The sequence below is a fragment of the Actinomycetes bacterium genome (assembly GCA_036510875.1).
Lineage (GTDB): Bacteria > Actinomycetota > Actinomycetes > Prado026 > Prado026 > DATCDE01.
On the sequence record DATCDE010000172.1, the window covers coordinates 1 to 11,518 of the forward strand.

Annotated in this window: 10 protein-coding genes; 4 read left to right on the top strand and 6 right to left on the bottom strand. The window is 73.0% G+C overall.

Annotation, left to right across the window (positions count from 1 at the left end; translation table 11 throughout):
• Positions 1-149 precede the first annotated feature (149 nt).
• A complete protein-coding gene (locus VIM19_09965) occupies positions 150-749 on the top strand; it encodes a hypothetical protein (protein HEY5185206.1) in 600 nt (199 codons plus the stop codon).
• 181 nt (positions 750-930) lie between these two features.
• Here the strand turns inward: VIM19_09965 and VIM19_09970 are convergent, their stop codons facing one another.
• Positions 931-2,391: an acyltransferase family protein gene (locus VIM19_09970; protein HEY5185207.1), complete on the bottom strand. Its 1,461-nt coding sequence runs from the start codon at positions 2,389-2,391 to the stop codon at positions 931-933.
• Between the two features lie 71 nt (positions 2,392-2,462).
• On the opposite strand from VIM19_09970, the gene VIM19_09975 reads away from it, so the two are divergent.
• Positions 2,463-3,179 (top strand): CPBP family intramembrane glutamic endopeptidase, encoded by a 717-nt coding sequence (locus tag VIM19_09975; protein ID HEY5185208.1) that lies wholly within the window; start codon positions 2,463-2,465, stop codon positions 3,177-3,179.
• Here VIM19_09975 and VIM19_09980 read toward each other — a convergent pair.
• Complete coding sequence (locus tag VIM19_09980) at positions 3,160-3,666, bottom strand: ATP-binding protein (protein ID HEY5185209.1); 507 nt, start codon at positions 3,664-3,666, stop codon at positions 3,160-3,162. The genes VIM19_09975 and VIM19_09980 overlap by 20 nt on opposite strands.
• Before the next feature lie 16 nt (positions 3,667-3,682).
• Here VIM19_09980 and VIM19_09985 point away from each other — a divergent pair, with 16 nt between their 5' ends.
• Complete coding sequence (locus VIM19_09985) at positions 3,683-4,543, top strand: hypothetical protein (GenBank protein ID HEY5185210.1); 861 nt, start codon at positions 3,683-3,685, stop codon at positions 4,541-4,543.
• Positions 4,544-4,635: 92 nt separating this feature from the next.
• Positions 4,636-5,268, top strand: a complete 633-nt coding sequence (locus VIM19_09990; GenBank protein HEY5185211.1) for a hypothetical protein — start codon at positions 4,636-4,638, stop codon at positions 5,266-5,268.
• Here VIM19_09990 and VIM19_09995 read toward each other — a convergent pair.
• The 4 genes from VIM19_09995 to VIM19_10010 form a co-directional block, all read right to left on the bottom strand.
• Positions 5,211-6,056: an alpha/beta fold hydrolase gene (locus tag VIM19_09995; GenBank protein HEY5185212.1), complete on the bottom strand. Its 846-nt coding sequence runs from the start codon at positions 6,054-6,056 to the stop codon at positions 5,211-5,213. The two genes, VIM19_09990 and VIM19_09995, sit on opposite strands and share 58 nt — an antisense overlap.
• Positions 6,057-6,119: 63 nt before the next feature.
• The gene (locus tag VIM19_10000; GenBank protein HEY5185213.1) at positions 6,120-7,049 is read right to left on the bottom strand and encodes an FKBP-type peptidyl-prolyl cis-trans isomerase; all 930 of its coding nucleotides are present in this window, start codon (positions 7,047-7,049) and stop codon (positions 6,120-6,122) included.
• Positions 7,050-7,148: 99 nt separating this feature from the next.
• Positions 7,149-8,390, bottom strand: coding sequence for an MFS transporter (locus tag VIM19_10005; GenBank protein HEY5185214.1), 1,242 nt, complete (start codon positions 8,388-8,390; stop codon positions 7,149-7,151).
• Entirely contained in the window at positions 8,387-11,380 is a 2,994-nt protein-coding gene (locus VIM19_10010) for a bifunctional [glutamine synthetase] adenylyltransferase/[glutamine synthetase]-adenylyl-L-tyrosine phosphorylase (GenBank protein HEY5185215.1), read from the bottom strand. Before VIM19_10010 ends, VIM19_10005 begins: the two co-directional genes overlap by 4 nt.
• Positions 11,381-11,518 lie beyond the last annotated feature (138 nt).

An 11,518-nucleotide genomic window follows, 5' to 3' on the forward strand; every position in this document is an offset into this window, starting at 1 on the left:
CACCGGCACCACCACCCCTGCGACAGTCCCTGGCCACGATCGACGCGCAGGTAACGGACTACATCCGTCGATCCGGACTCCGAAACGCCGCCCGAAAACTCAAGATCAACGTCAAGAACCCGTCAACCAAGCTTCGCTAGCCTTCGAGCATGCCGGGCCACGAGCAGCCTGAGATCCTCAGCTCACCTGCGGATGACCTGGGCCGCATCGGCCGATTCCTGGTCAGCGCGCGCGGCCGATGGTGGGCGACCGTCGTCGCGGTGGGACTGGCCGGCGTCCTGGTGGGAGCGCTCGGCGCGCACTACGCCGCCCAGCCATCGCCTCCTCCCCCGACGACGGCGGCGGCAGCCGCCACATCGGTCGACATCCGCGTCTCCCTGGGCGCCGGTGCCGGCGGGCCACCGACCGTCGTGCAGGGGCGCGCAGTCGTCGAGGTACCCGTGGTGCTGACCAACGAGGCCAGCACCACGGTGGGTCTGGCCTCGATCCGGGTGTCGGGTCCCGGCGCCGCCCTCACCACCGACCCCACGGGCCGGCCCAGCCCGGACCTGCCCCTGCGGCTGGCGCCGGGCCAGTCGTTCGACGTCCGGTTCGGCCTCAGCTCCGACTGCTCGGTCTCCGTCCGGCCGCTGCCACAGGTGACCCTCGTCGTCCTCGACGCCCACGACCAGACGCAGGACGTTCCGGTGGCCATCCCCGACCTGGACGGGATCTGGGGGCAGACCCTGCTGCCCGGCGCGTGCCGCTGACGGCCGGACGCAGCAGCGCCCCGGACCTTCTTCCGGGGCGCTGCTGCGTTCTCGGCGAGCGCCGCTCCGCGTCCGGGGGGAGGTTGCTCCACGGGGAGGCACTCTGATGGGGCAGACCTGCCCAGCACAGCGGTAGAGCCCACTGACGCACCAGGGACTTTGGTCCCGGCGCCGACGGTGGTCAGCGCAACGCCTTGGCCCCACGTCTCGGCAGCAGCGCGGACACCCCCGCCACCAGCGGCAGCGCGGCCAGGACGACGACCAGGCTCGCCGCCCCGGAGTCTTGCGGCGTCGGTCCTGCGCCCACCGCGTAGGCCAGCGCAACCAGGACGAGCAGCCCAGCGCCGCCGACCGCGGCGCCGACGACAGCACTCGGACCCTGCCGGGCGGCTCGGAGCAGCCAGCCGGCCACCCCCACGCACACCAGGCCCATCACCGACGCCACCCGCAGGAAACCCAGCGCCTGGTGGGTGTCCAGCAGCCGCATCACGTCGCACGCGGCCAACGCCAAGATGCCGGCGAACAGCAGCACGACGGCCACCCCCGCGGCCATGGCCGTCACCACACCGGTCGGCGCCGGCGGAACCGGCCGCAGCCGTTCGACCGGACGCAGCACGACCACAATCAGCGCGAGCACCGCACCAGCGAGCCCGAACCACAATGGCCGGGTCAGCCACCACTGCCAGGTCGGCGGGTCCGGCTGGGGCAGCCCGCGCGGCAGCCCCACCCGAGCCACCAACACGAGGGCCGCCTGGTGCCACAGGTAGATCATCATGATCGACAGGTTCACCGCGATGACGACGGCGAACAGCCGGGGTCGCTCCAGCGCCGGGGCCACCACCGGGCGCAGCAGCACGGTGATGCCGATCTGCGCCACCGCAAGCGCGGCGATGGCTGCGGTCGGCGGGTTCATGTTCGCCAGCTGGTCCCCCGGCACCCCGACCATGCGGGCGGGGTACGGCCCGAAGCCCACCAGCGCGCACAGGGCCACGAACCCGCCCACGGCCAGCGCCCCAGCGCGGGGACGGGTGAGTGCGCCGTCGCCGTACAGGTAGCCGAACTGGTGCGCCGCGATCCAGACCAGGAACACGTTGGCGAAGGCCACCGGCTCCACCCCGAACCCCAGCCGGATGACGTCCACCAGCCCGACGCCGGCCAGCAGGACGACGACCACCCAGCCGCCCCAGCGCTGGTGCCAGCGCAAGGTCACCGGCGTCAGGGCGATGACGACGACGTACACCCCGAGGAACCACAGCGGCTGCAGCACGATCCCGCCGCCTGCGCCGAAGCCGAGCCCGCCGACCAGCGCCCCGAGCACCGAGACCGCGGAGAGGACCGCGAGCAGCACGACCGTGGGCACCAACACCCGGCGCACCCGGTGGTCGACATACGCCGCGTACCCCTCACCGCGCCGGCGCACCCCCTCCCACGCGTGCCGGTTCGCGAACCCGCCGACGAAGAAGAACAGCGGGATCACCTGGAGCAGCCAGGTGAGCGGCCACAGGCCGGGGGCGGCGCCCAACGAGCTGGTCAAGGTGAGCTCCTCTTCGTCCCAGCCGAACTGGGAGACCGTCCAGTGGCCGAGCACGACCAGGAGGATGCTGGAGCCACGGACCAAGTCGAGGAAGCGGTCACGCTCCACACCCCGACCGTAGGACGGTCCGCCGCGCGGGTCTGCGTGCCGAAGGACCTCGATCTGGAGGTGCTCCCCTGATGCGACGACCGGGCGGACCGGTCCCCCTGGTCCTCACCCTTGGGGTGCTCGGGGCGTCCAACGTGCTGAGCAACCGGCTGCTGCCGGGCGCCGCCGTGCTCGTCGGCGTCGTCACCGCGGCCGCCTGTCTGGCCCTGGCCCGGTCGGACGGCGCGAGCTGGGCCGACCTCGGCCTGGGGCCGGGCACCTTCCGTCGCGGGCTGCGCTGGGCTGCGACCGCCGCGCTGGTCGTCGCCGGCGTGTACACGCTGGGGGTCGCCCTGCCCTTCACCCGAGAGGCCTTCCTCGACCGTCGCGCCGACCTGCCCACAAGCACCCTGCTGTACCACGCGCTGGTGCGCGTTCCGCTGGGGACGGTCCTGGTCGAGGAGGTCGGCTTCCGCGGTGCGCTGCTGGCGATGGGGCTGCGCCGCTGGGGCCACCGCACCGGCGTCCTCGTGTCCTCGGGCCTGTTCGGGCTGTGGCACCTGCTGCCGGCGTCCGGCGTCCGGCTCGCGAACCCGGCTGTCGCCGAGTTGTTCGGCGGCGGGTCCGTCGCCTCGGGGTTCTGGACGGCGTTGGCGGTGGTCGGGGCCGCCTTCGCGGGCATCGTGCTGTGCGAGCTGCGGCTGCGCAGCGGCAGCCTGCTGGCCCCCATGGGTCTACACTGGGCGACGAACGGGCTGGCCTACCTCGCCGCCGACCTCGCGCGCGGGATCACTGCGCGGGCAGGTTGACCTGGACCCGGGTGCCTCGGCCGTCCATCCCGGGGCCCACCTCGACCGAACCGTTGTGCGCCTCGACGAGCTCACGGACGACGGTCAGCCCGATGCCCGAGCCGACGACGGAGGTCGCGTTCTGGCCGCGGTAGAGCCGCCACTGCACGTGCGGCAGGTCCGCGTTCGGGATGCCCGGGCCGGTGTCCTCGACGGTCAGCAGCGCCCGGCCGTCCACTGTCGACGTCCGGACCCTCACCTGGTCGCCGGGGGTGCAGTAGCGGATCACGTTGTCGAGCAGGTTGCCGACCACCTGGTGCATCCGGTCCGGGTCGACGTCGACCATGGCGCCGTCGAGGTCCCGGAACACGACAAGCTCCGAGGTGCGCAGCTGCGCGTCCTTCACGTCCAGCGTGCCGGCCGCGATCTCGGCCAGGTCGCAGGCGGCGCGTCGCAAAGTCGGCCGCCCGGACTCCACCGACGCGAGCAGGTCGAGGTCCTCGATCACGCGGCTCAGCCTCATCATGGTGCTGCGCGACGTCGACGGCGTGCCGATCACTGTGCACAACGCGGCGGCGAACGTCGACTGCGTGCAGCCGATCACCTACACGAACACCGGAACTCCGGCACCGACCGCCGGCGTCTACCCCTACGGCGTTGACACCTTCCTGATCCCGCTGGTCGGTGGCTCGGACCCAGCCGTCGCCTGCGACATCCAGGCCGGGTACACCGCGATCGAGACCGACCTCGGTCGGCTCAGCGTGCGACGTTCCCCGGAGAGCGTGCTCACCAAGCAGCTCACTGATGTGGCCACGGCCTTGACCGGCCAAGCACTGACGCTGGACGCATCCGGCCGGATCGTCGCCAACGACGCGGCCATCGACTCGCCACTGCAGAGCCCGGCGATCTACCAGTCCCTGCTGGAGAAGACGACGCTGGCCGGCGCGACCCTGCCAATCGGTGGGCTGAACCACATGCAGCTGGCAGCAGCGGCGTTCGCCGCGGCCGCCGACAAGACGACCGTGCAGACGATCGACGCTGTCCAGTATATGAACCGCATTCTGAAGGTCCCGGCTGACACGGTGCTCCCGACGCTGCCTGCCTTCGGGCTCGCTGAGCAGGACCTGAGCTTCAAGGGCTTCAGCTACGACCGGTCCACGATGTTCCCCGGGTACGTCACCGACCTGAAGATCAACGGTGACGGGACCTACACGACGGTGCGCGACACGATCATCAACGTCGTGTTCAAGGGCAACCAGGACACGCCCAGGACCAACGCCAAGGCGTTCGCCACCATGGTGGACGACTCCCGGCAGGTTCTGCTGTGGGTGCACGACATGGGCGCCCTAGTGACCAGCGTCGACCCAATCGGCACGACCAGCTGACCTTCCGCCCAAGGGCGATGGGGGCCGGTCCCTCGGGACCGGCCCTCGTTGCGTCTGCGAACGATCCGCCGTCCGGCTGAGAGGATGACGGCATGGGACTGGGCGGCGGGCCGAGCGAGTGGGACGAGTACGAGTGGTTCCGCCTGGCCGACGTCCCAACACCTGTCGCCACGAAAGCCGGCCCGCTGGCCGACGCGGTGTGCGCACTGCTGGAGCGCACGCCGTTGTGGCCGGCCGACTCGGGCACCCGGGTCCTGCTGGTCGACCTGGACAACCTGCGCGCCGAGCCGACGCGGTGGCGGGCCCGGATGGCGGTGGTCGTGACCCTCGCCCGTCAGGCCGAGCACGTGGTGCTGGCCGGTCAGGTCGGTGCCGTCACCCGCGCCCGCCCGCACCTGGCCGAGTTCGCGGCGCGGGCCCACGCGGTGCCCGACGGCAGCGACCTGGCCGACCACGTGCTGCTCGACGCGGCGGCCGACATCGAATCCGACGCTGTCCAGGTCGTCGTCGTGAGCAACGACGGGATCTTCGCCATGCTCGCCGACCGGGGGCCGCTCACCGTGCTCAGCCCCGGCAACGACGCACTCAGCGACCGACTACGGGACGCCGCGACCCTGGTGGTCGACCTCGCGGCGCTGGAGGAGGAGGCTAAGACCGCGCGACCGGCTCAGCGCAGGGTGCGGACGAAGGCCGCGATCGGCGCGGCGGCCCGCTCGGGCCGGTAGATCGACTGGTGGTCGGCCCCCGCCACCTCGGTGAGCGTCACCGGGTGGCCGCCGTCCTCCAGTGCGGTAGCGAAGGCGCGTGAGAAGAACAGCGGGACCGTGGTGTCGAGGTCCCCGTGCAGCAGCAGCACCGGCAGCTGGGGTCGCTCGCTCACCCAGCTGAGCGGGTTTCCGTCGCGCCACGCCTGTGGGTCCTTGGACGGCGGGACGCCGAACAGCGCGACGGCCACGTCCGGGAGCAGCGCCACGTCGTAGGGCCCGGCCAGCCCGACGAACGCGTCGATCGACCGGGCCGGTCGTGGGCAGCCGGTCTGGTACCGGTCACCGACGAGTGCGGCCAGCGCCGCGAGCTGGGCGCCCGCCGAGTGCCCGACCACCACCACCGGTCCGGTTGTGACACCGGCGGCGATCACCCTGGCGACCGCGTCGTCCACCGCGCACACGACGTCCTCGACGGGGACCGGGAAGAAGGCGTCCTGCGACGCCGTCCGATAGGTGGTGGAGACCACCGCCGAGCCGGACGCGGCGAGCGCCTCGGCGAGCGGCCGCAGCCCGGAACGGTCCGCCGATGTCCAGCCGCCGCCCGGGACCAGCACGACGACCGGCACCGACCCGGAACGGGTCGTCGGCAGGAACAGGTCGGAGGTCAGCCCCGGAACGCCGTCGGCCGCGGTGCCGGCGAAGTGCTCCGCGGCCGAGGGGGTCGCGGACTGCGTCACCGAGCCCGTCGAGCAACCAGTGGCGAGAAGCAGCGCCGAAACCAGGGCGAGTCCGCCAGGGAACCGCACCCTTCCAGGGTGCGCCGACGCCGGGCCGCGGCCATGGGCCAGAAGACCCAGGGCGGCGCCGGGCTACTGGCCGGCTGCCGCCTCCTTGGCGGTACCCGGCTGGTCGACGATGTCGATGGCCACGGCGACCGCGGGCTGGCTCGACGACGCTGGGATGGTCATGAGCACCCGGCTGCCGATCGGGATCCCGGCCAGCTTGTCGAACACTGTCGGGTTGGCGGCGTCGCCGCTGGGCTCACCGGCCGGTGACCCGGCCTTCCAGGTCGAGCTCACAGACTTGCCGGTCCAGTCGACGACCTCGTACTGCATGACAACAAGGCCGGCCTTGACGGGGGCCCCGCTGCCCTTGGCCAACACGGTGACCGTGACGGCCTTCGGCTCGACGCTGCCCTTGGGCACCGTGACGGTGGGCTGCTTGCCCAGCGCGCCGGTGACCTGCGGGCCGGTCGTCGGCGCCGGCTGCGGGGTGGCCTTCGGGTCCCCCGCGGAGGTTCCCGGGTAGGACTTCACGATGTCGACGACGAACACGAGGGTGTCAGTGCCGGAGATGCCGGCCTGGGAGTTGCCGCTCGTGCCGTAGCCCTTGTCCGGCGGGATGCTCAGCAGCACCCGGCTGCCGGCCTTGACCCCGACCAGCCCCTCGTCCCAGCCGGTGATGACCTGGCCCACGCCGATCGGGAAGGCAGCCGGCAGCTTGCGGTCGTAGGAGTTGTCGAAGACCTTGCCCTTCCAGATCTGCCCGAGGTAGTCGGCGACGAGCAGGTCGCCCTTGGCCACAGGGGCGCCCTTGCCCTCGCTGAGCACCTGCTTCTGCAGGGTCTTGCTGGGCTCGGAGTTCGGAAACCGCAGGGTCGGCTTGTCGCCGTACGAGCCGCTCACCGCTGGCATGTTCCCCGAGGGGGCGGCGGAGGCGCTCGAGCCGCCACTGCCGGACGAGCCGCAGGCGGTGAGCAGGACCAGGGCAGCGGCAACGGCCGGGAGCAAGCGGCGCACGGGAATCCTCAAAGACGGGTGGGGGCGGTACGCCCACGCTAACGCCTGGGGGTGCCGACGCCCGAATCCTGGGCTGAGAGCCCGCTAAGAATCGCCGCGCTAGACGGCGGCTTCGATCTCCTCGGTGGGCCAGCTGGCTCGCAGCAGAGCGATCATGACCAGGCCGGCTGCGCCGGCCAGCGAGACCGTGCGGGCCGGCCCCAGCTGGGGGAAACCGGCCAGCCAGCCGGCGAGCGCGAACGCGGTCACCGTGGCCGCGTTGAAGCCGGCCGCAGCCACGCCCAGCACCCGGCCGCGCCGTTCCCGAGCGGTGAACATCGTGACCAGGGCGATCACCGTGATCACGTAGGCGGTGAGCATGCCCGAGACGAACCACAGCGCAGCCGCCACGAGCGGCGGCGGGTTGATGGCCGTGGCGAACAGCGGCAGGCAGGCCAGCGCAGCCAGCGGCAGCAGCAACCGGACCTGGTCGCGGACCGGCACGCGGCGCAGCAGCACGAACCCAACCACGGAGCCCGCCGGGACGCTGGCCAGCAGGATCCCGCCCATGAACGAGGAGAGACCGGGCTGGTAGGCCAGCGCCACCGCTTCCGGAGCCACCATGAACACCGACGATCCCCAGGCCAGGAAGGTGATCGAGCGTCGCACCCGGTCCCCGAACAGCTCACCGGCCCCTCGCCGAAGGTCAGCGGCCAACCGCCGGGCCGAGGTGCCACCCGAGTCGGCGGAGGGGCGGGGCCGCACCATGGCCCGCAGCACCAGGTACGACGCCAGGAACGTGGCCGCGTCGACGGCCAGGGCGAACTGGGGGTTGATCAGGCCGACGAGCAGCGCACCGAAGACCGACCCGATCACCTGAGTGGCCAGGTGCACGCTGCGGGAGGTGCCCTGAGCCGTCATGAAGTCTGCGGGGTCGGGGAGCACGTCCGGGTACAGGGAGGCGCGAGCCGCCTGGAACGGCATCGAGACGAACTCGGTCACCAGCAGCAGCGAGAACAGCGCCCACACCGACGAGCCGAGAGCGGCGCCCACGGCCAGCAGCCCGACCAGGACGAAGCGGGACAGGTCGCTCGCCAACATGACCTGGCGTCGCGGGAACCGGTCTGCCAGCGACCCCAGGATCGCCGCCCCGAAGATGCCCGGGATGAACGACACCGCCAGCGTCAGCGCCGACAGGACCAGGTTGTCCGTCTCCGCCAGGATGAGGAGCGCGAGGGCCACCCGGGCCATCTGGTCGCCCAGCTCGGACGTGGCCTGCGCGACGAGGAGCCCACGAGCCTCCCGATTGGCCCACACCCGCCGGTAGGCGCCCTCGGTCTTGACGTCGGTTGCTTGGCTCACGCGTAGAAGACTCTCTCCACAACACCGCGAGCCCGACGCGCCGCGCGCCGGTAGTCCTCGACGAGATCTCCGGTGTGACCCGGAGCGTAGCCGACCACCCGGGCCACGGCGGCCAGTTCGCGGGAGTCACCGGGCAGCGTGTCCCTCGACCGACCCCGTACGAGCAGCTGGGCGTTGCGGATCCGGCTGGCCAGCCGCCAGGCCGCCGAGAGAGTCTGCGCGTCGGCCTCGTCGAGCAGCCCGGCGCCGATCGCCGCGACCAACGCCTCCAGGGTGCGCGGGGTCCGCAGCTGGGGGAGCTGCCCGGCGTGCCGCAGCTGCAGCAGCTGGACGGTCCATTCGACGTCGGCCAGGCCGCCCGGCCCGAGCTTCAGGTGACCGGCCGGGTCGGCGCCACGAGGTAACCGCTCGGACTCCACCCTCGCCTTGATCCGCCGGACCTCCCGCACGTCGGCCTCGGACAGCCCATCCGCCGGGTGCCGCACCGGCTCGACCAGCGCGAGGAAGCGCCGGCCCAGCTCTTCGTCCCCCGCGATCGGTTCGGCCCGCAGCAACGCCTGGCTCTCCCAGACCAGCGACCAGCGGTCGTAGTAGGCGGCGTATGAGGCCAGCGAACGGACCAGCGGCCCCTGCCGGCCCTCGGGTCGAAGGTCCGCGTCTACCCTGAGCGGTGGGTCCGGCGCCGGCAGCGCGAGCAGCCGCTGCAGGGTGGTCGCCACGGCCAGGGCCGCCTCGGCTGCCGGCTGCTCGCCGGTGTCCGGCAGCGGGTCGTGCACGAACAGGACGTCGGCGTCGCTGCCGTAGCCCAGCTGCTCGCCGCCGAGGCTGCCCATGCCGACGATGAGGAACCGGACCGGCAGCGGCCCGTCCAGCGTCGCCTCGACCGCCCGCACCGCCGCGTCCAACCCGCCGGCCAGGGTCGCCGCCGCGATGTCGCTGAGCGCCCGGCCCACCTGGTCGATCTCCAGCCGGCCGAGCAGGTCGGCGGTGGCCACCCGGAACAGCTCGCGTCGGCGCACCGCTCGCACCGCACGGGCCGCGTCCTCCGGGTCGTCGTAGCGGCCGGCGGCCGCCAGCATCTCGGCGATGAGCGCCGGTCGATCGCGTGGCACCAGCTCCTCGTCGTCGGCCAGCAGCCGCACCGCCTCCGGCGCGCGAAGCAGGAGGTCGGTGGCGAACCGCGAGGAGCCGAGTACCAAGGCCAGCCGCTGGGCGGCTGCCCCGGCGTCCCGCAGCAGCCCCAGGTACCAGTGCGAGGTGCCCAGCTCGTCGGACACCCGGCGGAAGCCGAGCAGGCCGGCGTCGGGGTCCGGCGCCTCGGCGAACCAGCCGAGCAGCACCGGCAGCAGGGTGCGCTGGATGGCGGCCCGCCGGGTCACCCCGGAGGTCAGCGCCTCAAGGTGGCGCAGCGCCCCGGCCGGGTCGCTGTAGCCGAGCGCCTCCAGCCGCTGCCGGGCCGCCTCGGGGGTGAGCCGGGCCTCTCCCGGCTCCAGCCGGGCCACCGCGTTGAGCAGCGGGCGGTAGAACAGCTTCTCGTGCAGCCGCCGGACCTGCCGGGCGTGCGCGCGCCAGGCCGACTCCAGCTCGGCCACGGCGTCCGACCGGTAGCCCATGGACCGGGCCAGCCGGCGCAGGTCCTCCTCCCCGGTGGGTAGCACGTGCGTCCGGCGCAGCCGGAACAGCTGGATCCGGTGCTCCATGGTGCGCAGGAACCGGTAGGCGTGGTCCAGGTCGGCGGCGTCCGCCCGACCGACGTAGCCATGGGTGGACAGCTGCTCCAGCGCCACCAGCGTGGTCGGGCTGCGCACGAACACGTCGCTGCGCCCGTGCACGAGCTGCAGCAGCTGGACGGCGAACTCGACGTCGCGCAGCCCCCCAGGACCGAGCTTGAGCTCGCGGTCGGCGTCCTTGGCCGGCAGCCTGCCCTCCACCCGGCGGCGCATCGCCTGGACGTCCTCGACGAAGCGCTCCCGGTCGGCCGCCCGCCACACGAACGGGGCCACCGCCTCGACGTACGCGGCGCCGAGCGCCGGGTCTCCCGCGACCGGCCGGGCCTTGAGCAGCGCCTGGAACTCCCAGGTCTGGGCCCATTTCTGGTAGTAGGCCAGGTGGCTGGCCAGCGTCCGCACCAGCGCCCCGGCCTTGCCCTCCGGGCGCAGGCCGGCGTCCACCGGCCAAATGACGCCCTCGCCGGTCTGCGCCGAGCAGGCCCGCATCAGGCCGGAGGCCAGCGCCGTGGCCGTGGCCAGGGCCGCCTTCTCGTCACCGCCGTCGACCGGTTCGGCCACGAAGATGACGTCGACGTCGCTGACGTAGTTCAGCTCCCGGCCGCCGCACTTGCCCATGGCGATCACGGCCAGCCGGCACGGTTCGGCGCCGTCGGGCAGCTCGGCGCGGGCCAGCGCCAGGGCCGCCTCCAAGGTGGCCCCGGCCAGGTCGGCGAGCTCTCCCCCGACGTCCTCCAGCGACGCCCCGCCGGCGAGGTCGCCGGCCACCAGCGCCAGCAAGGCGTGCCGGTAGGCCACCCGCAGGGCGTCGGCGCCCTCGGCGGGCGGGAGCGCGGACGTGGGCGTCGACACGTTCGGGTCGGCGTGGACGGCGGTCAGCAGCAGCGTGCGCAGCTGCACCGGGGAGCGGCGCCCGCTGCCGCTCGCCGCCCGCCAGTGCTCCGGGTGCCGCACCAGGTGGTCGGCCAGCGCCGTGCTGGTGCCGAGCACCGTGAGCAGCCGGCCGCGGAGCTCCTCGTCGCCGTCCAACGACTCGACCAGGGCCGCCCGCTCGGCGTCCGGCGCGGCCTCCACCAGCCGGACCAGCCCGAGCAGGGCCAGGTCGGGGTCGGGGGCCGACCCGACGGAGTCCAGGAAGCCGGGCCGGTCGGCCAGCGCGGCGAGCGCCGGGTCGGACAGCAGCCGCCCCGCCTTGGAGACGTCCGCGAAGCCGAGCCGGGCCAACTGGCCGGCCAGCGTCGCCGTCCGTCCCGACTCGGTCATTGGTAGTCAGGGGCGCAGGAGCCGCGTAGCGGCCCTGGTTCCCCATCCCCCTTTCAAACCGTGCGTGCGGTTTTCCCGCACACGGCTTATCGACGGTCTTCTGAACATGGTTACGCGGCCTTCGGGTAACGGATGGTG

Bases quoted from the DNA above. Each gene is read 5' to 3' on its own strand.
- VIM19_10010 (HEY5185215.1), bottom strand. From the start codon at position 11,380: ATGACCGAGTCGGGACGGACGGCGACGCTGGCCGGCCAGTTGGCCCGG.
- VIM19_09975 (HEY5185208.1), top strand. From the start codon at position 2,463: ATGCGACGACCGGGCGGACCGGTCCCCCTGGTCCTCACCCTTGGGGTG.
- VIM19_09965 (HEY5185206.1), top strand. From the start codon at position 150: ATGCCGGGCCACGAGCAGCCTGAGATCCTCAGCTCACCTGCGGATGAC.
- VIM19_09985 (HEY5185210.1), top strand. From the start codon at position 3,683: ATGGTGCTGCGCGACGTCGACGGCGTGCCGATCACTGTGCACAACGCG.
- VIM19_09990 (HEY5185211.1), top strand. From the start codon at position 4,636: ATGGGACTGGGCGGCGGGCCGAGCGAGTGGGACGAGTACGAGTGGTTC.